General features: G+C 40.3%; 23 protein-coding genes, 1 tRNA gene, 5 pseudogenes and 1 riboswitch. Of the genes and pseudogenes, 15 read left to right on the top strand and 14 right to left on the bottom strand.

The annotated features are described in order from the left end of the window. Both AC1RRX_RS04910 and AC1RRX_RS04905 read left to right on the top strand, forming a co-directional pair. Positions 1 to 623: pseudogene (locus AC1RRX_RS04910) on the top strand (RNase A-like domain-containing protein); the annotation flags it as partial. A 6-nt stretch (positions 624 to 629) separates the two neighbouring features. After that, positions 630 to 929 (top strand): contact-dependent growth inhibition system immunity protein, encoded by a 300-nt coding sequence (locus AC1RRX_RS04905; protein ID WP_144464036.1) that lies wholly within the window; start codon positions 630 to 632, stop codon positions 927 to 929. Positions 930 to 969: 40 nt separating this feature from the next. Here AC1RRX_RS04905 and AC1RRX_RS04900 read toward each other — a convergent pair. The 4 genes and pseudogenes from AC1RRX_RS04900 to AC1RRX_RS04885 all read right to left on the bottom strand — a co-directional run. Continuing rightward, positions 970 to 1,068, bottom strand: a pseudogene (locus AC1RRX_RS04900) (peptidoglycan-binding domain-containing protein); the annotation flags it as partial. A gap of 108 nt (positions 1,069 to 1,176) precedes the next feature. Further along, positions 1,177 to 1,445, bottom strand: a pseudogene (locus AC1RRX_RS04895) (DUF2992 family protein); the annotation flags it as partial. A gap of 42 nt (positions 1,446 to 1,487) precedes the next feature. Further along, positions 1,488 to 1,550 carry a hypothetical protein gene (locus tag AC1RRX_RS04890; protein ID WP_392387530.1) on the bottom strand — a complete coding sequence of 21 codons (63 nt, stop codon included), beginning with the start codon at positions 1,548 to 1,550 and terminating at the stop codon, positions 1,488 to 1,490. A gap of 181 nt (positions 1,551 to 1,731) precedes the next feature. After that, positions 1,732 to 1,846, bottom strand: a pseudogene (locus tag AC1RRX_RS04885) (N-acetylmuramoyl-L-alanine amidase); the annotation flags it as partial. A 285-nt stretch (positions 1,847 to 2,131) separates the two neighbouring features. Between AC1RRX_RS04885 and AC1RRX_RS04880 the strand changes: the two are divergent. After that, a pseudogene (locus tag AC1RRX_RS04880) lies at positions 2,132 to 2,872 on the top strand (RNase A-like domain-containing protein); the annotation flags it as partial. A gap of 16 nt (positions 2,873 to 2,888) precedes the next feature. Continuing rightward, positions 2,889 to 3,179 carry a contact-dependent growth inhibition system immunity protein gene (locus AC1RRX_RS04875; RefSeq protein ID WP_015417243.1) on the top strand — a complete coding sequence of 97 codons (291 nt, stop codon included), beginning with the start codon at positions 2,889 to 2,891 and terminating at the stop codon, positions 3,177 to 3,179. 577 nt (positions 3,180 to 3,756) lie between these two features. Here AC1RRX_RS04875 and AC1RRX_RS04870 read toward each other — a convergent pair. Beyond that, positions 3,757 to 4,419, bottom strand: coding sequence for a hypothetical protein (locus tag AC1RRX_RS04870; RefSeq protein WP_014417662.1), 663 nt, complete (start codon positions 4,417 to 4,419; stop codon positions 3,757 to 3,759). A gap of 109 nt (positions 4,420 to 4,528) precedes the next feature. Between AC1RRX_RS04870 and AC1RRX_RS04865 the strand changes: the two genes are divergently transcribed. Then, on the top strand, positions 4,529 to 4,771 hold the full coding sequence (locus AC1RRX_RS04865) for a hypothetical protein (RefSeq protein ID WP_101293889.1): 243 nt from the start codon (positions 4,529 to 4,531) through the stop codon (positions 4,769 to 4,771). A gap of 1,725 nt (positions 4,772 to 6,496) precedes the next feature. Here the strand turns inward: AC1RRX_RS04865 and AC1RRX_RS04860 are convergent. Genes AC1RRX_RS04860 through AC1RRX_RS04850 form a run of 3 tightly spaced genes read right to left on the bottom strand, consistent with a single transcriptional unit; the run spans position 6,497 to position 7,278 of the window. After that, positions 6,497 to 6,811 carry a hypothetical protein gene (locus AC1RRX_RS04860; protein WP_237436950.1) on the bottom strand — a complete coding sequence of 105 codons (315 nt, stop codon included), beginning with the start codon at positions 6,809 to 6,811 and terminating at the stop codon, positions 6,497 to 6,499. A 14-nt stretch (positions 6,812 to 6,825) separates the two neighbouring features. After that, positions 6,826 to 7,137 (bottom strand): hypothetical protein, encoded by a 312-nt coding sequence (locus AC1RRX_RS04855; RefSeq protein ID WP_144464037.1) that lies wholly within the window; start codon positions 7,135 to 7,137, stop codon positions 6,826 to 6,828. Between the two features lie 12 nt (positions 7,138 to 7,149). Next, positions 7,150 to 7,278, bottom strand: a complete 129-nt coding sequence (locus tag AC1RRX_RS04850) for a hypothetical protein (RefSeq protein ID WP_256683769.1) — start codon at positions 7,276 to 7,278, stop codon at positions 7,150 to 7,152. A 181-nt stretch (positions 7,279 to 7,459) separates the two neighbouring features. On the opposite strand from AC1RRX_RS04850, the gene AC1RRX_RS04845 reads away from it, so the two are divergent. The 3 genes from AC1RRX_RS04845 (at position 7,460) to AC1RRX_RS04835 (ending at position 8,691) form a co-directional block, all read left to right on the top strand. Beyond that, positions 7,460 to 7,687, top strand: a complete 228-nt coding sequence (locus AC1RRX_RS04845; RefSeq protein WP_144464038.1) for a helix-turn-helix domain-containing protein — start codon at positions 7,460 to 7,462, stop codon at positions 7,685 to 7,687. Between the two features lie 126 nt (positions 7,688 to 7,813). After that, entirely contained in the window at positions 7,814 to 8,062 is a 249-nt protein-coding gene (locus AC1RRX_RS04840; protein ID WP_015417238.1) for a hypothetical protein, read from the top strand. Between the two features lie 206 nt (positions 8,063 to 8,268). Further along, entirely contained in the window at positions 8,269 to 8,691 is a 423-nt protein-coding gene (locus AC1RRX_RS04835; RefSeq protein WP_033574533.1) for a hypothetical protein, read from the top strand. Positions 8,692 to 9,110: 419 nt separating this feature from the next. On the opposite strand, the gene AC1RRX_RS04830 is transcribed toward AC1RRX_RS04835, so the two are convergent. Further along, the gene (locus tag AC1RRX_RS04830; RefSeq protein ID WP_144464039.1) at positions 9,111 to 9,842 is read right to left on the bottom strand and encodes a hypothetical protein; all 732 of its coding nucleotides are present in this window, start codon (positions 9,840 to 9,842) and stop codon (positions 9,111 to 9,113) included. 91 nt (positions 9,843 to 9,933) lie between these two features. After that, on the bottom strand, positions 9,934 to 11,637 hold the full coding sequence (locus AC1RRX_RS04825; RefSeq protein WP_237436951.1) for a DUF7359 domain-containing protein: 1,704 nt from the start codon (positions 11,635 to 11,637) through the stop codon (positions 9,934 to 9,936). Between the two features lie 166 nt (positions 11,638 to 11,803). Between AC1RRX_RS04825 and AC1RRX_RS04820 the strand changes: the two genes are divergently transcribed. Continuing rightward, positions 11,804 to 12,835: a site-specific integrase gene (locus AC1RRX_RS04820; protein WP_237436952.1), complete on the top strand. Its 1,032-nt coding sequence runs from the start codon at positions 11,804 to 11,806 to the stop codon at positions 12,833 to 12,835. A 162-nt stretch (positions 12,836 to 12,997) separates the two neighbouring features. Here AC1RRX_RS04820 and AC1RRX_RS04815 read toward each other — a convergent pair. From AC1RRX_RS04815 to AC1RRX_RS04805, 3 genes are all read right to left on the bottom strand, one after another. Then, positions 12,998 to 13,070 (bottom strand) — tRNA-Val (locus tag AC1RRX_RS04815). 138 nt (positions 13,071 to 13,208) lie between these two features. Beyond that, positions 13,209 to 14,384, bottom strand: coding sequence for a cystathionine beta-lyase (metC, locus tag AC1RRX_RS04810; protein WP_119027005.1), 1,176 nt, complete (start codon positions 14,382 to 14,384; stop codon positions 13,209 to 13,211). Further along, positions 14,377 to 15,498 (bottom strand): methionine biosynthesis PLP-dependent protein, encoded by a 1,122-nt coding sequence (locus AC1RRX_RS04805; protein WP_032871212.1) that lies wholly within the window; start codon positions 15,496 to 15,498, stop codon positions 14,377 to 14,379. The genes metC and AC1RRX_RS04805 overlap by 8 nt, the downstream gene beginning before the upstream one ends. Positions 15,499 to 15,567: 69 nt before the next feature. After that, a riboswitch (SAM riboswitch) is annotated at positions 15,568 to 15,693 on the bottom strand. A gap of 174 nt (positions 15,694 to 15,867) precedes the next feature. On the opposite strand from AC1RRX_RS04805, the gene AC1RRX_RS04800 reads away from it, so the two are divergent. The 6 genes from AC1RRX_RS04800 (at position 15,868) to AC1RRX_RS04775 (ending at position 19,412) form a co-directional block, all read left to right on the top strand. Next, on the top strand, positions 15,868 to 16,590 hold the full coding sequence (locus tag AC1RRX_RS04800; RefSeq protein ID WP_007409075.1) for an esterase family protein: 723 nt from the start codon (positions 15,868 to 15,870) through the stop codon (positions 16,588 to 16,590). Positions 16,591 to 16,615: 25 nt separating this feature from the next. Further along, on the top strand, positions 16,616 to 17,131 hold the full coding sequence (locus tag AC1RRX_RS04795) for a YjcG family protein (protein ID WP_007409076.1): 516 nt from the start codon (positions 16,616 to 16,618) through the stop codon (positions 17,129 to 17,131). Between the two features lie 4 nt (positions 17,132 to 17,135). After that, positions 17,136 to 17,567 (top strand): GNAT family N-acetyltransferase, encoded by a 432-nt coding sequence (locus AC1RRX_RS04790; RefSeq protein WP_012117312.1) that lies wholly within the window; start codon positions 17,136 to 17,138, stop codon positions 17,565 to 17,567. 158 nt (positions 17,568 to 17,725) lie between these two features. Beyond that, on the top strand, positions 17,726 to 17,959 hold the full coding sequence (locus tag AC1RRX_RS04785) for an AbrB/MazE/SpoVT family DNA-binding domain-containing protein (RefSeq protein WP_003154973.1): 234 nt from the start codon (positions 17,726 to 17,728) through the stop codon (positions 17,957 to 17,959). Further along, positions 17,960 to 18,697: an ABC transporter ATP-binding protein gene (locus AC1RRX_RS04780; protein ID WP_007409079.1), complete on the top strand. Its 738-nt coding sequence runs from the start codon at positions 17,960 to 17,962 to the stop codon at positions 18,695 to 18,697. Beyond that, a complete protein-coding gene (locus tag AC1RRX_RS04775) occupies positions 18,690 to 19,412 on the top strand; it encodes an ABC transporter permease (RefSeq protein ID WP_144464040.1) in 723 nt (240 codons plus the stop codon). The genes AC1RRX_RS04780 and AC1RRX_RS04775 overlap by 8 nt, the downstream gene beginning before the upstream one ends. A gap of 41 nt (positions 19,413 to 19,453) precedes the next feature. Here the strand turns inward: AC1RRX_RS04775 and bla are convergent, their stop codons facing one another. Beyond that, a complete protein-coding gene (gene bla / locus AC1RRX_RS04770) occupies positions 19,454 to 20,203 on the bottom strand; it encodes a subclass B1 metallo-beta-lactamase (protein ID WP_094032352.1) in 750 nt (249 codons plus the stop codon). Positions 20,204 to 20,242 lie beyond the last annotated feature (39 nt).

Here is a 20,242-nt window from a genome sequence, read left to right as displayed (position 1 = left end):
AAGCGGCTGCAAAACATGTAAAAACAGGGATTGAAAAAGGAAAAGACTATATCAATTCCGTTTCGAAAAATAAGTACGAACCCGCACTTGCCGGAATAGCACAGGATATTGAAAATACTCATAATGTGAAGAATACGCCTTTGTTGAAAAGTATTATTGAAGATCAGAAAGAGAGTGTGCTCAGAAAATCTGTGTCTTCTGACAATAGCGGCATACATAGTGTTAAACAAGGAGACAGCAGTCCTCTCGCACCAGGCGGTGGCTTAGCTGCTCATGAAGCAAAAGGCGGACACCTTATAGAAAGACATGTTGGTAAGACTGATGAAGAGTTATTACAGAGGCTACAGATAAACAAGAAGATACGGGCCTCTTCTAGTTTCACTGATAGGCCAACTGCAGAAAGAGTCGCTAATGAAACATTAACTAAACATAAAAAGGAAATTGAAGAGTGGTTAAAAAGTGATGTTAATGATCCATTACCGTTACCTTATAGAGGAACCGAAGTTATAGGTAGAGGAGTTCGTAAAGGTTCAAATGAAGTTAAAGATATGACTAATGCTAGAATAGTATTAAAGAAAAATGAAGATGGTAGCTTTATACTAACAGGCTACCCAACGAGGTGATATATAATGATTGAAATTAAAGTTTCTGATCCTGTATTTAGATTTCTCGGTGGACATTTCCACCAAGATATAGAGTCTCCGGAAGATGCACTTGATGAATATTTAAATGAAGCATCTCAAAAACTAAAAGAAAGAGATTTAATAGCACTAACTGAGTTTGTAAATAGTGATCATTCAGAAGAAGACAAGAATGAATTTATAGAGGAAGCAGCGGATGGTATATACTTTCCTGAAGATGATTTAACTCCATTAGAATGGCTTAAGCAAGTCACTGAACAAATTAAAAAACATCTTAAAACAACATAGTTAGAGAAAAAGAGCCCTCTTATAAGAAGGGCTTCTTTTATTAATTCAATTTCGCTTTCGTTTTTGGTCCGTAAATGCCGTCTGGCTTCAAACCATACATGAGCTGAATCGTACTGAAACGTTCAGCCGCATTTACTGATGTAAGTGTATTTGAATAAATTGCAGAAAAACCCTCCTCGTCTTGAGAAGGGCTCTGACTTATACTTCTTTTTCTCTAAATCAGTCCGAAGCAAAAAACTGATGCCGCTCAACTTTTCAATCTGCCCCTATGCTTTTCTTTTGCTTTTTGTTTTCTGATTAAATATTTTTGTTCCTTTATTTTTTCTCTTTATTTTCTATTCAGTTGTTTTTTTTTTCTTGTTTCAAGCTCCTGTTTTATCGCTTTTTATGCCTTAGTTGATATCCCGATATTTTTCATCTCTTTAGAAGCTTGTCGTTGCAATCTTTTTGGGTTTAATTTCTTAGATTTTGCTTTAACACAAACCTCTTCTTGTCAGTGTGGGAGAGAGTCTGTAAAAAAGGAAAGGGTCTCCGCTTATTTTAACAACACTTCAAGTTTTACTTTGGTTCAAGCGCATAAATTCCATCAGCTTTTAATCCAGTCATCAATTGAAATCGAATTACTGCATTCGCTGTCTTCGCTCCATATGCACCATCAATCCCGAAGTTCTTTCGCTATAATGAAGGGCGACAGCGCCGTTCGAATCTGTTTTATGCTCTCCCCTCGGATTTTAATGGGTTTTCAACTTTAAAAAACCGGAAGACAAGAGGAAGGATGCTTTCTTGCCTTCAGATGAAGAGCCCCCTGAATCACTTCTTTATCATCGACGGCAAAATGATAGCTTGTCGATTCGCTGTTACCCGACATATAACTGATTTCAATGGCGGCCGCATGCGTCATTTCCTGTATTGTGAATGATTTTCGGAGTGCCGCTGTATTTGCCATAAAAAACTAAATATTCCGTTTTTCAAATACAAAAAAACAGCTGGATTAACCAGCTGCTGATCGTTATCACTTTAGCCGTTCAGTGATACGAAATTTCTGTATTTCTCTGAAATGAACAGGTTTCGGCAAAGACCGCCGCCTTAAAGGCGATGTTTATCTCCCTTGCAGTATACAGCGAATGTACTTCAAAATTAGCCCAAAAAGCAGTTCCGTCCCCAATTCGCCCCTCGATGAATGATGACAAAATCAATAAATAAGCATCGTCGGACTAAAAGGTTCCGGCTCAGCTGTAAAAGTATCAAGCAAGCTCGCCAAAACAGGTGCCGCCAAAGTGGATAACGTCTTGGAAGCCGGTGAAAAAGCGGCTGCAAAACATGTAAAAACAGGGATTGAAAAAGGAAAAGACTATATCAATTCCGTTTCGAAAAATAAGTACCAACCCGCGCTTGCCGGAATAGCAAAGGATATTGAAAATACTCACAATGTGAAGAATACGCCTTTGTTGAAAAGTATTATTGAAGATCAGAAAGAAAATGCGCTCATGAAATCTGAAAATTCTAACAACAAAGCCATAGGTAATGTCAAACAAGGTGATAGTACCCCTCTCGCACCTGGCGGAGGTTTAGCTGCTCATGAAGCAAAAGGCGGGCATCTTATAGAAAGACATGTTGGGAAAACAGATAAAGAATTAATAGAAAGACTGAAAACTGATCCTAACCCACATATTACAGCTTCATCTACTTTTAAAGATAGGGCTACCGCTGAAAGAATTGCTAATTCAGTTTTAAACGATTCAAAAAATATAAAGAAAATCGAAAATTGGATTGATGATCCTAAAAAACCTAAATTAATGTTAAGATACAAGGGCGATGGAGAAATAATCGGCAAAAGTGTATCAAGAAATTCAGAACTAGTAGAAAACGTCACAAACGCAAAAATTATACTCAAAAAAGATAATAACGGTAACTTTATTCTTACAGGATATCCAACCAAATAGAAAGAGAGGAAGTATCATGGATGAAAGGTATGATTTCTTAGATGAATTAGAAAATTTTTTAGGTGCAACATTTCATCAAGATATCCAATCCCCTGAACACGCCTTAGACGAATTTATTGAGGAAATTAGTAAAGAAGGTTTGCTATTTACAGTAAAGTATTGCGAAGAGTTTCTAAATAGCGATCTAACTAAAGAAGAAAAGGAAGACATTATAAAGTGTAATGCAGAAATATATTTCCCGACAATTGGCTTACCGCCTATAGAATGGTTAAAAAGTGTAATAGAACAACTAAAAGAGGCTATTTAAAAGAAACACTGAAAGGTCCCCATTTTATGGAGGGCCTTTTTATATTGATACCGAATTTTTCGGCTTTCTTATCCGGATAGAAATGCAATACCGACAGTGCGGTTTGAATCTACTTGACGGCATCACTAGCTGAACTTTTCTACAATTTTGACCCTAAAAAGAGATACGGACCATAAATTCCGAGCCGAAAAATCAAGTTCGCCAACAACTTGCGAATTTGATAAACCGGTTTTATTAAGGGAAATTAAAAAACCCTTGCTATGCAAGGGTTTTGGGTATGATTCCGACTGGGCTCGAACCAGCGACCTCTACCCTGTCAAGGACGAGACACGTATTCTGATTAATCTTTAACAATCCTAAATAGTTGCCTAAACTCTTGCCATATAAGGGTTCATGGGATTTAGTTTCCTGATTGATATTTGTTGTTTCTAAGTAGTTTAAAATGTTTGTGTGACTCCGTGGTGACACGAAAACACCAACTGAACGATTCGTTCACAAAAAGTCCACTCTCCAAGTTTCCTGAAAGTGAACTTTCGATAGCTTAAATTGATTTCACTAATTCATGAGCAAAAAAGGATTATTTTAATTTTCTTTTCCAGAGCCAAGAAGTCTTGAAAAGATGATTATGTTTATAGTTTGTAAAAAATGTATCTGATCTACGCTCATATTGCCCCTTCTTGGCATTCATCAACTTATAATCTAATCTACTCCAATGAACTGTAGTCTTTACACTACTTACAGCAGCAATGACACCAGCTGCTGCTGTAACGGCCGCCGCCTTTTTAGCTGTTTTCATACTAGTAGCCATAAAGACTGCGGCAAGAACTGCAACACTGGCACTAATCGTACTATAAGTACCTTTACTATTATTATAGCCTGACCATTGATCTCTCAAGATCCCAGCCGATGTATCGTTTTTATTTGCCAATTGTTCAATAGGTGATGAAGCCTCTTCATAATTCACCACTTCGCCATTAACTTCAAGTTTTCCAATATTCTGGTCATATTGAATCTTGTCTGTTTTTTCCCCATCATTTACAATAATCTCAACTACATCATTAACAGTTCTTTCAGAAAAAGTGTACGTAGTTCCGTTGTAATCTACAGATTCAGTTTCATAAGTCGGTTCAACATTCTGGACAACTGCGCTTGGGGCTTGACGTTCTTTTGCATCTGAAACAGGACTAAAAATTGTAACAGCAGTCAAAACAGCAACACTTGAAAGGACAATCTTTTTCATGGTAAATTAATACCTCCTTTTGTTATTAATTAACAATTCTGGAGGTTTATTCAGCTCAATTCAACCCATTATTTGTATTTTAAGGATAATTTAAACTAGGAGGTTTATAATGACTAATCTTACATTCAGACTTTTCCATTACACATCGCTAGCATTGGTTCTTTTATTTCTCATATTAGGGTTTACCTTAAATGGCGCTTTCTTTTATTGGACTCTAATATTAGTCGGCCTTTATTATCTAATCAGAGGGATAATAACAGCTAAATCAGAACAACGAAAAAATGGAACATTTATTACAGTTTGTGGAGCAATTATAATACTTGCCGGTTTATTTACATTGATTGTACGTTAGAAAAGTGTTTGATTCTTCTCAAAAAGTCGGGTTATAAACATCCGGCTTTTTTGTATTTCAATTGTTAAAACCGGTTTTCACTTTGACCTGCACTGAATATTGTTCGTCACAGCTGATGGCAAGATAGTTTCCATCAGGTCGTTGTTATTTTACCAACGAGCTTACCGAGGTCGTGGTTATTTTGTCTACGACCTTATTGTGGTCGTGGTTATTTTGTCTACGACCTTATTGTGGTCGTGGATTGAGTCGTTGCTAATTTGTCAATGAGTGATATAAGGTCGTATACGTTTTGGGTACGACCTCCCAACTATTACAATTGGTAATAGTCTCAGCCCCCAAAGTTGGGGACTCCTCAAAATTGAGGAGTGACAGAGCTTCATCATGAACTACACCTTGCCAGGTTCACTATGAACCTCACAAACGCCCCTTGTACTCATTCAGTAGCGTTCTTCTTTTCGCTTGGTTATAGATCATATCGTACCGTATTCTCGCCTGTCTTCGTTGTGATATTGTTAACCTCTTATCTCCCATCATCTTGTGAAACATTTCTAAGTCCTCGTGCTCCTTCTTGGTTACAGTCACTTTCAATCACTTTAACCTCCATTCATCATCAAAACTTTTGTTATTTGTCTTGACTTTTCTTTTGATTTTTTGCTTGATTGGTTGAGACTGTGGACAACGGCTGTACGAGTTGTCTGCCTGAATTTGCTTGTAAAAAAATAAACAAACTCAGGCAGGCGACTGAAACTTGATTGTATATCAACTTGTGGTATCCGTGTGTTCACCCTATTTGCCGTTGGTTATTCCCCAAACAAGCCTCCTGTGTCAAGTGTCCCTAACAGGTTCTCAAAGCTCAAATCTGAGCCCTGATACTTATGGCTTGTCCTGCATCGTCAGAAACGATACACCCTTCCTTCGTCAGCACTTAATGGCAGCTTTCGCCTTTCAGATGCATGTGTAAATAGGGAAACACAGAAGGCATCCTATCCTCATTTTTTGCGTCGGCTGAGTCACTACCCTGTCAAGTTTTACGTGTGTTAGCGCATTCCACGGCAGTCTCTTTCGTTGCCACAAGTGGCGATGGCGCCATATTGGAGCCTTCGAAAAAAGGCATCACTAAAGACAACACCTTAATTCAGGAGTATAGACTGACTGTATTCAGTTAAATTGAGATTATAGGGGACAGGGACTTTAACTCCCGTCCTCTCTGTCTATTTAATCGTCTGCTTTCCACACCGTGAAGATATCGACATACTCACTCTTTAAGAAAGCAAGGTCACTGACTTCAGATACCATGCATTCAATCACATCAACGGTAGGACATTTCTTGATAATCCACTTTATGATTGAATAAAGGCGATCATTGTAATTGCATGTAAACCTTTCTTTCAACAAATTATTTCAACTATCATATGCTTTAAATTCATAAGTGGTGTATGTGTTTTTCATTTCAGTTATCCCCTTGATTAAATTGTTATGTTTAAATACAATGGGAGTGTACTAACCCATCAGATTAGGAGAGTGCTGGTGACACTCTTCCTAATCACCCAAACCACGCTATGCACAGTATGCTTAAAGCTGGTATAACTACGATCAATCCCCCAAATACAACCTGACAGAACCGTTCATTATGTAAATCCGTCTTATTCATCGTCTTCCACTTCTACTACAGTTGCTTTTTCATCTATGCAAAACACATTGTCAGTGACAGTTGGAATAACTGTTTTACCTCCCCCCCATATCCAACATGATATGAGGGAAATTAACACCCATCTCTCCTGCTTCTACTAACGCTGCTATTCCGTCTTTCCGATCATTCGCATCAAGTTCAACACAAACCGGTATTGTCATATCTGTGAAGATTCTGAGACGCTTTTTAGGTTTCCCATCGTCGTATGTTTCAATGAAGTTGTTTTCCTCTTCGAACATTTTCCCTTTAAAATAGTTGAAATGATTCGTCATTTCCTCGATACGCTGTTCGTTTGTGATTGCCCCTAAGCTTGCTACGTTAGTTCCTACAGTGTGACGGTTAATTTGCATTGTCGTTATCCCCTTTAGTAAGTATTGTTTTTATCAAGAATCTGATAGCCTTCCAGTGTAACAAGCTCCCTATTGTCAATGAGAGCATCCCATAATCGTGTACTGAGCAACTTATCAATTACTGCATTGGTTAAGCTTCTGAGGTTTTTGTATTTGATGTCTTCCGCCAAGAATACTGAATGGATACTGTCGTATTTTCCATCCTTCCTTTTAAGGACTTGATACAGATGTACTTGACCATCTTCGCCAGAAATGGCGAATTGCTTGTAAAACAACATTGCTGGTAAGTCACCCAAATCACTTCTACGAATGGTTATTCGCTTCAATTCAAGGCCTCCTCATTGTCTCAGTGCAATTTTGAATTGTTGGTCAATGTAATCTTCAAGCTTGAATTCACCTAAAAAGGTTCTCTTTTTGATTACAACTTGCCCTGAGGGCTTAGTTTCTTTTTCAGCTGTTGATTTCAAATTGTTGCTCCTTACGTCCAATTTATTTTATCATCACTTCAACTTCTTGAATTAAGATTACAACTTATGCGATTTTAAGTCAACACTTTCTTGCAATTTTATTAAGACTTTTTATTCTTCACGTTCAATATGTGTTATAATTACTTCAAGAAATTGAATTATAAACAGGTGATCTTGAAATATGAAACCATTAAAATTAAGTTATAAACCATTAAAGGTGACATTGATATTGAAGGACAAAACGAATTTGGATTTAAAACAGAACTTGAGTCTAGCTCCTGGAACAATGGCCAAATTAAACAAAGATGAGTATGTAGCGCTTTCTGTAATTCACAAGATCTGCGAGTACCTTGATTGTCCAATTCAGGAAGTTGTAGAGTTTGTAGAGGATGACCCTAAAGAGTCTTAAGCAAAAGTATTGCTTTTATTTTTTTAAAATTCGTTAAACAAAACCATTGAAATATTCGTTGGTAACAAATTTCGGACAATCAAAAGTATTGCAATTGCTGTTATACTGTACGGAGAGGTGAACGGGATGGAAGATAAAATTTTACAAGCAATATACGAACTTTCAAGAGAAGTGAAAAGCATTAAGTCTGAGCTAAATGATTTTAGAGAAGAAACAAAGAAGGAATTTAATCAGATTAACGTTAAGTTAGACCGCCTGGAAGAGAATCAGCCAAAAGATATTGCGGCTCACCTTAAACATATACAGAACGTAGATAATAAGACAGAGCTATTGAATAAGCGATTATTTGATGTTGAAAGTCGATTAAAAAACTGATTTAAAATAGGTCACACTTTAGATTAGTCATCGAAATTGTAATGGATGAGAATAAGAAGAGAGGAACAGTTAATAATTCTCATCTGATAATATATATTCCTATTTATTATGTGCTTAATTTAATGTTATTTTAAGGTTGTAGGACTTTAATCCCCTCTTTTTTAATGTTAGTATTCAATTGTAAAAATAAAGGGGGAATGGTAAAAATGAAAAAAGTTGTCAAGATAATCATTGCTTTAGGTTTTGTGCTAACTCTATTGGTTTCTGGGACATTTACCGAAACAAAAAAGGCTGAAGCTTGTTATCCAGCTTATAAATGTATGTCGAAATCTACTCTTCCCAAAAACTACAAACTGTATTATAAAAATCCGGACAGACGAGCTGGTTCTTATGCAGGAGGTATTGTAATTGCTGGGGTAGGTTTCTTTGGTGGGACACCAGGAGCTGTAGCATCTTTTTTAGGTGGAGCTGCATATAGTTATAGGGAGATGTATCATGGAAATCTGTCGTTCAAAACATACATCAAAAGAAGCCCGAAATCCAACAAGAAATTCAGAATTAAAACAGTTTATTATGAACGAACGAACTATAAAGGGAAGCAAACTGTCAGAGTTAGAGATGAAAATTAATTAACTTTAAAGGGGCGATTCGTATGAATCTGTATAAGGGTTTAAATATATTTTTCGTTCTGATATTTATAGTTGCTATTCTAGTAGGGAGAATAGCACTTGATAAAGATAAGGGGATAATGTTGATCTTTGTCAGTGCAATTGTACTTATTATAGCATCAGTTTTGAATTTTATTTTAAATCGACGTCCCTATAAAAAATAATTTAATCACACAAAAAGAGCAGATTAATTAATCCTGCTCTTTTTTATTAACCTTTAAATTATTACACTAATATATACTTCCTTTAAAATAGTTTGTAAATCAAAAAAGACCCCCTCACAGTTATTTGTGAGGGGTCTATTTATTGTGTGGTCTATTTTCAGATTAGACTCAAATGTCCGAAAGAAAAAGCCCTATCCGGTTAAGGATAGAGCTGTTTTATTCTTGTATTGTTGTTAATACTCCATTATCGAAATATAGGTATCTGCTGCCGTAAACCCATTGTTCGTTTATTCCTGATGCTGTCGTTGTCTTATTAATAGACATAGGTCTGCCCCAATCTTTAAGTTGGATAACTTCCTGCTTGGTCATGCCAATAGCAATTTTCTTTTCTTGATATTCTTCATCTTCAGACTGTTGTTCATCATTTTCGCTGTATGTAACTTCTCTTCTTTGGAAACCAGTTGATTCAGGATTATCATCTACACGATCTTTTATTAGTAAAGTGTTTTCTTCAGGGGTATTTAATGGATCATAAGCAACTTCATAACTGACTGCTTTATCATTTTTATCCGGCAAAATATAGATACGACTGATTGAGCAAACCTTATCTTTTCCACAGTTTATTTTATTAAAATTAGAGTTTTTTTGAGCTACTTCCATTGCTTCACCCACTGTAAGCAACTTTTCTTTATCTGATAGCGATGTAAAAGATGGTTTAGCTGCTAAAGATAAGTCGTATACTTTATCATTGGATTTATCGGTTTTAGACATCCACACTTGATTAAAGTTTTTCTTGACTCCCTTATCATTTCCCACTTTCTCGGCAATTGAGTCTAAATTACTGGTGTCTAATCTGTTTATGTACATCGGAATTGTTATAGCTAGAATAATACCAACTGCCACAACACTAAGTGTTGATATTAGAAGTATGATTTTCTTTTTTGACAAATTAACCTCCCCTTCCCATCTTTACTTATTATCGGTTATTTCACTCACTATTCCAACAAAAAACAGACGTATCCAATAAGGATACGCCTGTTTAATGTACATGCCTATATGCTTCCCAGATGTACTTTGTATTTAATTTATTCCCTCTTTGATTGCCGTCTGAGCCTGCTATAAACCCAAGTTCGTTTATAATTCCATATGTAGAGTTTCCTCCAACCAGGTATATTCCCATTTCATTTACCTGATACGTATAACCTCCTGTCTCATCAATTAATAACATGGAATCATTAGAAGACACTGGCCACACTTTCACATGTGTTGGAGTAAAAGGCAGTGATATTTGCTTACTAATTGTTCCATCACCAACATATGTCCCTCTAGCCAACTGAGGAACATCCGAGGATAGCGCGTATTCTGAGTGTGGTTTACCACCAAGAAACTCAGCGTTCCCATCTATAGAACCTGTAATGATTCCTTGGTCATTACGTACAGGTATTGAATTAGGCGTGGACAGTGTTGAAGCCGTGTAACCATTTAATGAATCAGCCGAGCCCGCAGAAGACACAATCCACTCTTCACCATTGAAAAGCTCTTGTTTATTAGTCTTTGGATCGATCCAAATCGTTGCCGCTTCTGGAGTTTCAGGCTTCGCTACTGATGATATAGTATACAAATTGTTTACTTTTCCATTAAGGTTTCCACTCACCTCTACAGTAGAAGAAGGGAGGTAGGGGTTTTCGTTTGGGTGAAGGGATTTTACGATGTCAGATCCAATGAATTGAGTTATCTCTATATCTGCATCAACTCTTCGATAGGCTTGAATACCAATGGTGTAGTATTTATTAGAGGGCAACCCTGTGAACGCTGCAGCTCGTTTGTCATACTTTACATTCTTCAGGTCTTCACTGGCCATCTTTGAACCGAAAACATATTCATCCTTATCGTTGCTAGAATATAGATACAATTCAAATCCATCAATATTATACTTGTCTTCATTAGAAGTTGGATAATCCCATTCTATTGTGATATCTACTGATCCATCATCATTGTTTGTATGAGATATAGCTGTGCCGTCTCTTTTAATAATTGGAGGGTTAGGTTTTACAGCTATTCTGTCATTCCTAATATTGAAATTTTCAGTTGCATTCTCCCAGTCAATTTTTCTTTTGTTATAATCCGTGTTTGTTTTTATAGATGTATACATCATATTACTGATGGTTTCAAAATCGCTTTTAATCTTCTTTCCATTTGATATTGTTACATCCATTGTCTTTTGAGCAAAATCAAAATTAAATGTAACAAGTCGAGCTTTCACATCAGTCTTCAGTTCTTCTGATCTGATTCTAACAGTATCGCCAAGTGAACACCTATCCCAGTTATGAGATTCAGAAAGACAATTGAAAAAGTTAACTACATCTAAGGTAATGTTAATTGGTGGCGCATTTCTCTTTTCCATCTCCTCTATGCTCTTTTCATAAAGTTCAGTTTCATCAAATAGGCTATCATTCGACCATTCTCCTTCCAGAATAAAAACTGAAAGTTCTTCTTTAAGATCGTCTGTAATATATTTTTCAAATTTAAGCGTTTCTTTAAGCTCAGAAATGGAATTTTGGATTGTTTCCTTATCTTTATCTAAGATAGCGATCTGATTAATCTTGGCATCAAGTTCCTGAATTTTCATTTGTAATTGGGCTTTTAATTCTTTAGTGTCATCCCCTGCTTTTTTAGCTACTTCAATATGGTCTAATATCTTTTGTTTTTCTAGTTCCAGTGTGTACTGTTCATTTTTAAGCATTGTTTTCTTTTCTTCGACTTGTTTTTGCTGTTCAAGTAACAGGTGAAATTAGTTCAATAAAGATGCTAAGGAACATGTTATCAGTGCATTAAAAGAAGGTTACGAAAAAAGCAATACCGGATGGGGAGAGCGCCCTAGCTGGTAAAAATAAAAAGGAGAACGATTAATGGCATCAGTAAAAAAAGATAAGAGAAACGGCAATTGGTACTATGTGTTTGATATAGGGAAAGATGAGAACGGCAGACGGAAGCAGCGTAAACGAAGTGGGTTCAAGTTAAAGAAAGATGCAGAAGAAGCATTAAGAGAAGATCTCCAGTTATATCACTCTGGGGATCTTCTTAAAGATAATGATTCAACCTTCAAGGAATTGGTTGAGTATTGGCTTAACATCAAAACTCCAGATGTAAGCAACCAAACTCTAAAGGTTTATCATTATAATTTGAAAAATCATATACTCCCCGCCTTTGGAAGCATGAAACTAAGCGATATAACAACTCAAAAGGTACAAGCATTTATAACAAGGTTAGTTAATGCTGGCTTATCGGCTGCCACAATAAAGAAGATATATCACGTACTCAACAATGTAATGAAAACAGCTGTCCAAGATGAGTTTATTAAAAAGAACCCAGTTGAAAAAGTTAGGAAGCCATCAGTTAAGCGTAAAGAAGTTGAAGTTTGGTCAGCGGAACAGATGTCTTTATTCCTGGATCACACTAAAAACAGTCGTTACTATATCGCATTTTGGTTAGCGATTTCTTTCGGGCTTAGACAAGGTGAAATTTTAGGCTTGCGTTTCAAGGATATAGACTTCAATAATGGCGTTTTGAGAATTGTTCAAACACTAGAACACTCAGGTGGCCAAACAAAATACGGTGGAAAATCATCGACAAGCACACGCACCATCGACTTATCAGAGCATGATATCCATATACTGAAGAAACAAAGAAGTCGTGTACTGAAAGAGAAAAGTTTATGCGGAGGACTCTATACAGACCGAGATTTAGTTGTATGTACAGATACAGGGAATGCAATCAATCCAAGAAACCTTTTAAGACAGTTCAAAGCTTATTTAAAGCAGCTTGATTTACCTGATATCCCATTCCATAACCTTAGACACTCTCATGCATCCTTACTGTTAACAAAGTTTCATCCTAAAGTCGTTCAAGAAAGGTTAGGGCATAAAGAATCTTACGCTTAACACCTATTCGCATTTAATGCCAAACATGCAAAAGGATGCTTCCACATTTATCAGTGGCATCTTACAAGGCAAACAAAAAGAGGAATCACATTAAATTGTGACTCCTCTTTTTTTTGACTCCAGTGTGACACGAGTAAGTGTCCAACACGCTGAAAACCTTGATGATTCCGACTGGGCTCGAACCAGCGACCTCTACCCTGTCAAGGTAGCGCTCTCCCAGCTGAGCTACGGAATCATGATATGTATGTGTTGCTGGGTATGTTGTTGTCTCTCTGACACTTATAATTATATATCCTGATTTCTCATTCGTCAACACTTTTTTTATCTAAAATAAAAAAAGGGCGCGTCACAAAATTGACGGCGCCCTTTTCGTTTATGATCTCACTTGGGCAGGGGTTATTTTTTTCAATGCCTGTTCGAAGTCCCGCTCTAAATCTTCGGCGTTTTCGACTCCGACGCTCAGGCGCAGAAGGCCGTCTGTAATGCCGCGTTTCTCCCTCTCTGCTTTCGGCATGGCGGCATGCGACATGGCTGCAGGGTATGAGAGAATGGATTCGACGGCGCCGAGGCTGACGGCAAATACCGGAAGCGATACGTTTTCGACCAGCTTTTTGACGGCTTCTTTGCTTTCCAATTCAAAGGACAGGACGGCGCCCGCTCCGCTCGCTTGACGTTTATGGGTATCGGCTCCCGGGTGTCCGGCAAGGCCGGGATAGTAAACGTTTTTGACGGCGGGATGCCCGTCAAAATAGGCAGCCAGCCGCTCAGCCGTCCGGCTCGCTTTTTCCAGTCTGACCTGCAATGTTTTTAAGCCTCTCAATACGAGCCAGCAGTCCTGAACGCCGAGCACCGCTCCAAATGAATTTTGCAGCTTATACAGCTGATTGCCGAGCTCTTCATCTTTTACGGCGGCAAGGCCTGACAGCACGTCGCTGTGGCCGCTTAAAAATTTCGTCGCACTGTGAAGCACGATATCTACGCCGAGATCAAGCGGCCGCTGCAGAGCAGGCGTCATAAAAGTATTGTCAAGGTATGTCAGACAGCCGTGATCCTTTGCCAATTTGACGACGCCCTTAATATCCGTGATGCCGAGCGTCGGGTTTGACGGCGTTTCCATATAAATGGCTTTCGTGTTCGGCCGGATGGCGCGGGCGACCGCTTCTGTGTCCGTCATATCGACAAAGGTGTGTTCGATTCCGAAACGGGACAGAACCTCAGTCACCATGCGGAATGTTCCGCCGTACACATCCTCCGTGACGAGAACATGGTCGCCTTGGGATAAGAGCAGAAACGCCGTCGAAATCGCCGCCATTCCTGAGCTGAAAGCAAAACCTCTCGTTCCGCCTTCAAGACCTGCGATCGTTTCTTCAAGCGCTGCTCTTGTCGGTGTGCCTGAGCGGCTGTAGTCATATGTCCCGAATTCTTCAAATGAAGACTGATGGAATGTGGAAGCATGCTGGATCGGGACGCTGACGGCTCCGGTGGCTCCGTCTGTTTTAAATGGATTGTGCACGAGCTGGGTTTCCAGCGTCCAATTGTGATTACTCATATGACACGGCCCCCTCTTTTACTTGCTGTAATGCCTGCTTTACATCCCGCTTCAAATCCTCTGCATGTTCAATGCCCACTGAAAATCTCAGCAGACGGTTGCAGACGCCGTTTGCGATACGGATGTCTTCCGGAATGTCCATGTGCGTCTGTGTCGCGGGGTATGTAATAAAGCTTTCCACCCCGCCGAGACTTTCTGCGAAACAGATCGTTTTCAGCGCCTTTAAAAACGGATTGATCCATTCCTCTTTTTGCAGCCGGAAAGACAGCATCCCGCCTTTTCCGGGATATAACACGTCGGCGATTTCTTCTTCCTGTTCTAAAAATTCCGCAAGTTCACGGGCGTTTTCTTCATGACGGCGCATTCTGAGTCCGAGTGTTTTCATCCCTCTCATTAAAAGCCACGAATCAAACGGCGGGAGAACGGCTCCGATCGCATTTTGGTGATTAAACATGATCTCGCCGAGCTCTTCATCCTTTACGACAGCAAGACCGGCAAGGAGATCATTGTGCCCCGCTAAATATTTTGTGGCGCTGTGAATGACGATGTCCGCTCCCAGTTCAAGCGGGCGCTGGAGCACCGGGGTATAAAACGTATTATCCACAATTAAAAGCAGGCCGGCTTCTTTCGTAATCCGGGCGATTTTTTCAATGTCCGCCTCCTGCATTAACGGGTTTGTCGGTGTTTCAACAAATACCGCTTTCGTGTTTTCCGTTATTTTGGAGCGTAAACAGTCTTCATCGCTGAAATCATCGTAAATAAAGCTTAAGCCGTATTTTCTCCATTCGTTTTCAAACAAACGGTACGTGCCTCCGTATAAATCGGAGGATACAATCAATTCATCCCCGCTTTTAAATAAAGCCATAATCGTTTGAATGGCTGCCATTCCCGAGCTGAAGGCAAAGCCTCTCGCACCGTTTTCCAACACGGCGATAGCGTCTTCAACGAGCTGGCGTGTCGGGTTTTTCGTGCGCACGTAGTCAAAACCTGTAGATTCTCCTATTCCTCTATGGCGGTAAGCGGTGGACAGATAAATCGGCGGACTGACCGTTCCCGTTGCTTCTTCGCTTCTATTTCCGATTTGGGCTAATTTTGTATCAACATGCTGCGTCATCAGTAAGCACCATCCTTTTTCAAAAATAAAAAAGCCCCCTCTTCATAAGAAGAAGGAGCTTTTCTCTTCCTCTTATCTTCCAAGCATGTGAATCGCTTGCTGGATTTAGCACCTTGGCACTTTGCCTTCCCGCGGCAAAGCAAACCGGTTGCTGAGGTTTCAAAGGGCCAGTCCCTCCACCTCTCGTGATAAGAATATTGTTTTGTATTTTCTGATTGTTCTATATTAACGCACTATAAAATGAATTTCAATAACTTTTTATTTATCTGAACTCTCGCAAGAAGTGCATCTGAAGAAAGAAATTTCTAATAATTCATGGTACAATAGGAAAAAACCATCAAGACAAGAAGCGGCCTGGAGGAATGCGAAGTGGCATCAAAAAACGGAATCATTCATGAGAAAAAACTTTTCTCCCATGAGCTTGAAGAGGAAATGACCGTTTTGGTCTACCTGCCCGCCACCTTCTCCCCCCTGTATAAATATCATACGGTCATCGCTCAGGACGGCCATGATTATTTCAGATTAGGGAGAATCGGGCGGCAGGCGGAAGAGCTTATGTCAAAAGGGGAAATTGACCGCTGCATCATTATCGGCGTCCCTTATAAAAATGTGCGGGAGCGAAGAAACACATACCATCCAGAAGGGTCTAAGTTCGCCTCATATAAGCGATTCATCGCAAATGAGCTCGTTCCTTTTATCGACAAAGAATACCCGACTTATCAAGTCGGATACGGCCGCACCATGATCGGGGATTCCCTCGGCGGAACCGTTTCGCTCATGACGGCGATTGACTATCCGAACATGTTTGGAAACGTCATCATGCAGTCTCCGTATGTTGACGGGCACGTGCTGGATGCCGTCCGGCAGTCGGAGGATCTCAAACAGATTTCCGTTTATCATCAAATCGGAGAAAAAGAAACCGGCGTTCACACGACAGACGGCCAGGTTCTTGATTTCACCGCGCCGAACGAAGAGCTCAAACAGCTGCTGGAAAGCAAACAGTCTGAATACACGTATGAAACCTTCGACGGGGATCATAAATGGACCTACTGGCAGCCGCTCATCACGCCGGCGCTGAAAAAAATGCTGTAACCATTCATTTAAGGAGGGAACTTTCATGAAATACGGTATTGTTTTATTTCCATCAAAAAAATTACAGGATCTCGCAAATTCGTACCGGAAACGCTACGACCCGAGCTACGCGCTCATTCCGCCGCATCTGACGCTAAGAGATCCGTTTGAAGCGACAGAACAGGAAATCGAGCAGGTCGTATCACAGCTGAGACAGACGGCGAAAGAATCGCATCCGCTCGTTCTGAAAATCACAAAATACAGCTCGTTTTCTCCTGTGAATAATGTGATATATATGAAAGCAGAGCCGACGGAGGAATTAAAATCTCTGAGTGAGAAATGCTACTCAGGAGCATTATCCGGCGAGCCGGAATACAGCTTCGTTCCGCATGTCACGGTCGGCCAGAAGCTGTCGTCAGATGAACATTCCGACGTACTCGGACAGCTGAAAATGCTGGACATTTCCCACGAAGAAGTCATCGACCGTTTTCACTTGCTCTATCAGCTGGATAACGGCTCATGGACTGTGTACGAAACATTTTTATTAGGCGGAGGAGAATAACTGTTTGGAATCCATCATCGCAAAAACTGAAAAACAGCTGAACGACGCTTTTTTCGTCAGAAAAGAGGTCTTTGTTAAAGAACAGCACGTTCCGGAAGAAGAAGAGATTGATCAATTCGAAGACACGTCAGAGCATATAGTCATATATGACGGCGGCCAGCCGGTCGGAGCCGGCAGATGGCGCTTGAAAGACGGGCATGGAAAATTAGAGCGCATCTGCGTGATGAAAAGCCATCGTTCTTTAGGCGTCGGAGCCATCATTATGCAGGCGCTTGAAAAAGCGGCGGCAGCCAAAGGCGCCGACAGCTTTATCTTACATGCGCAGACGCAGGCGGTTCCGTTTTACGAAAAACAAGGATACCGCGTCACATCCGGCGAAGAATTTCTCGATGCGGGCATCCCCCATCTGGAAATGATAAAGGAACACAAACGATAAAATCAAAAGCACTCCTGTTATATGGCAGGAGTGCTTTTTTATGAAAATAAAACTATTTCATGAATTTTATTGAATTTTATGGAAGATCAATGTATGTTTAGTATACGAAGTATTACAATTCATACAAAAAATACAATTCATTTTTCGGAGGGATAAACATGACGGCACCAAAAGGAAAACACATTTTCGGGACTGTTAAAGTGGGCACAAAAGGACAGATTGTCATTCCTAAAGAAGCAAGAGATGTTTTTGATATAAATCCGGGGGATTCACTGCTTATGCTCGGGGATGACCAGCAAGGTATCGCACTTGTTAAACAAGAACTCTTTTTCGAGTTTGCAAAAGATATTTTAAACGCTAAGCAAATCGACGCAGATAGCGAGGATGAGTAAATGCACGCGATTGAGCTGAAGCAATTAACGAAACATTATAAAGAAACCGCCGCCGTTGACCGTCTTGAGTTCTCAGTTGAGAAAGGGGAATTTTTCGCTTTACTCGGTGAGAACGGAGCCGGAAAAACGACATTAATCAGTATGCTTTGCGGACTCCTTTCTCCGGATGACGGTGATGCATCAGTGCTTGGACACAGTATTTTGACTGATTTGGATAAAATAAAACCGAAATTGAATATGTCCCCGCAGGAAACAGCCATCGCTCCTCATCTAACCGTACGGGAAAACTTAGAGTTTATAGCCGGAGTCTACGGAATTCCGAAAAAAGAAGCAAAAAAAAGAACAGATGAGATGCTCGAATTGTTTCAATTAAAAGAGAAAGAAAGAGCAAAAACCAAAACATTATCAGGAGGAATGCAGCGCCGTCTCAGCATTGCAATGGGAATGATCACCAAGCCGGATATTTATTTCTTAGATGAGCCGACATTAGGGCTGGACGTCCGTTCACGCCGCGAGTTGTGGAAAAATCTTGAGGCATTAAAGGGTGACATGACGATTATTTTAACCACACACTATTTAGAAGAGGCTGAAGCCCTGGCAGATCGTATTTGCATTTTAGAAAATGGGACTTTAAAAGCACTGGGTACGGCGGAGGCTCTGAAAAAGCAAACTCATTCAGCCACATTTGAAGATGCCTTTTTAGCGATTTGTGACGGGGAGGCGGGTCTTTATGCTTGATTTCGCCATTCGCAACCGCAAAGAAATTTTTCGTGACCCCCTATCTATTATTCTTGGAATCGCACTGCCTGTTATTCTATTGTTTCTGTTTACGGCGATTGAAAAAAATGCGCCGCTTGATACCTTTAAAATTCAGCACTTAGCACCCGGACTCATTGTTTTCGGTTTTGCTTTCCTTACAATGTTCTCTGCATTGCTGATCGCAAAAGACAAACAGACCGCCCTTTTGACCCGTTTGTTTGCTTCTCCTTTAAAAACAGCCGATTATGTCATCGGTTATGCACTGCCGATGCTGCCGTTAGCCATTTTACAGATCGTCATTTGTTTTATCGCAGCAGCGGCTGCCGGTTTATCCGCCGAGTGGATGAATCTTCTCGCAGGTATCGCTGTCTTGCTGCCGATTGCGATGATGTCCGTTTTCTTCGGTTTATGTTTAGGGGCTGTGTTTACGGACAAACAAATTTCAGGTATCGGAACGATTTATATTACACTCGTGCAATTTCTGGGCGGGGCTTGGATGGAGGTGAGCCTGCTCGGTGACACATTCAAACATATCGCTTATGCCTTACCGTTTGTTCACTCGATCGAGCTGGCCCAGGAAGTCATAACCGGAGATTATTCTTCCTTTCATCAGCATATTTGGCCGATAGCGGGATATACCGTTTTGGCGCTTGCACTTGCTTTCCTCAGTTTTATGAAAATCAGGAAGAGATAAAAAAAGCCGGCACTCCGTAATGGGAGCGCCGGTCTTCTTTATTACGTTTCTTTCAGAAGGCTTATCGTATGCGGCAGCAGACGGTCATCCCCCGGACTGCCATGCCCCGGAACGACAATGCTGATGTCCTGATATCTTTTCATGACTTTGCGGACGGCGCGCGGCCACTGATCCGGATAAAAGCCGGGAGTAGGCACGATTTCCTTTGTTTCTAAAGCCTTGATTAAGCAACCGCCGAATAAGAGCTTATCCTCAGGCAGCCAGACGGTCATATTGTCTTCCGTATGCCCTTTTCCCGGATAAAACGTTTCAATTTTCATATCGCCAAACTGCAGCTTTGTCACGTTTTTCAGATCTCCGAGCGGCCGGTCATATCCCTGCTGTCGGGCGAAGTCGGCGGTCAGCTTCGTGCTGTGCACCTTTACACCGTATTTGTACAGGGTGTTCAGACCGCCGATACGATCATCATGGGCGTGTGTCACAATGGCATCGGTCATCCTTTTGCCGGGAAACCGCTTTTTTATTTGTGTCATTAATTGCTCTGTGAGACTGTCATTCCACGGAGTATCAATCAGTACGATTCCTTTGGAAGTCTCAAGAAGCAATCCGTTCGCAGGGACGGGACTTCCGTCTGCCGTACCGATGCTTGTATGCATCCAGACATGCGGCGCCAGCTGTGTGAGAGTGACACCTTTTGCTGCGGAGCCCTCCGCCGCGTCTGCCGGTTTCATTCCGGGAGTAAAGAGGCCGAAAAGAAATAACCCCGCAATTAATAATGAAAGCTTTCTCAAATTGAATCATTCCTTTCCGCATCTTTCATATATACGACT

The organism is Bacillus sp. GW821-FHT11D08 (assembly GCF_058808515.1).
Note: the sequence above shows the minus strand (reverse complement) of the source record. Positions and strands in the feature narration are given on the sequence as shown.

Bases quoted from the DNA above. Each gene is read 5' to 3' on its own strand.
- AC1RRX_RS04905 (WP_144464036.1), top strand. From the start codon at position 630: ATGATTGAAATTAAAGTTTCTGATCCTGTATTTAGATTTCTCGGTGGA.
- AC1RRX_RS04875 (WP_015417243.1), top strand. From the start codon at position 2,889: ATGGATGAAAGGTATGATTTCTTAGATGAATTAGAAAATTTTTTAGGT.
- AC1RRX_RS04870 (WP_014417662.1), bottom strand. From the start codon at position 4,419: ATGAAAAAGATTGTCCTTTCAAGTGTTGCTGTTTTGACTGCTGTTACA.
- AC1RRX_RS04865 (WP_101293889.1), top strand. From the start codon at position 4,529: ATGACTAATCTTACATTCAGACTTTTCCATTACACATCGCTAGCATTG.
- AC1RRX_RS04860 (WP_237436950.1), bottom strand. From the start codon at position 6,811: ATGCAAATTAACCGTCACACTGTAGGAACTAACGTAGCAAGCTTAGGG.
- AC1RRX_RS04845 (WP_144464038.1), top strand. From the start codon at position 7,460: ATGAAACCATTAAAATTAAGTTATAAACCATTAAAGGTGACATTGATA.
- AC1RRX_RS04840 (WP_015417238.1), top strand. From the start codon at position 7,814: ATGGAAGATAAAATTTTACAAGCAATATACGAACTTTCAAGAGAAGTG.
- AC1RRX_RS04835 (WP_033574533.1), top strand. From the start codon at position 8,269: ATGAAAAAAGTTGTCAAGATAATCATTGCTTTAGGTTTTGTGCTAACT.
- AC1RRX_RS04825 (WP_237436951.1), bottom strand. From the start codon at position 11,637: ATGCTTAAAAATGAACAGTACACACTGGAACTAGAAAAACAAAAGATA.
- AC1RRX_RS04820 (WP_237436952.1), top strand. From the start codon at position 11,804: ATGGCATCAGTAAAAAAAGATAAGAGAAACGGCAATTGGTACTATGTG.
- metC (WP_119027005.1), bottom strand. From the start codon at position 14,384: ATGAGTAATCACAATTGGACGCTGGAAACCCAGCTCGTGCACAATCCA.
- AC1RRX_RS04805 (WP_032871212.1), bottom strand. From the start codon at position 15,498: ATGACGCAGCATGTTGATACAAAATTAGCCCAAATCGGAAATAGAAGC.
- AC1RRX_RS04795 (WP_007409076.1), top strand. From the start codon at position 16,616: ATGAAATACGGTATTGTTTTATTTCCATCAAAAAAATTACAGGATCTC.
- AC1RRX_RS04785 (WP_003154973.1), top strand. From the start codon at position 17,726: ATGACGGCACCAAAAGGAAAACACATTTTCGGGACTGTTAAAGTGGGC.
- AC1RRX_RS04780 (WP_007409079.1), top strand. From the start codon at position 17,960: ATGCACGCGATTGAGCTGAAGCAATTAACGAAACATTATAAAGAAACC.
- AC1RRX_RS04775 (WP_144464040.1), top strand. From the start codon at position 18,690: ATGCTTGATTTCGCCATTCGCAACCGCAAAGAAATTTTTCGTGACCCC.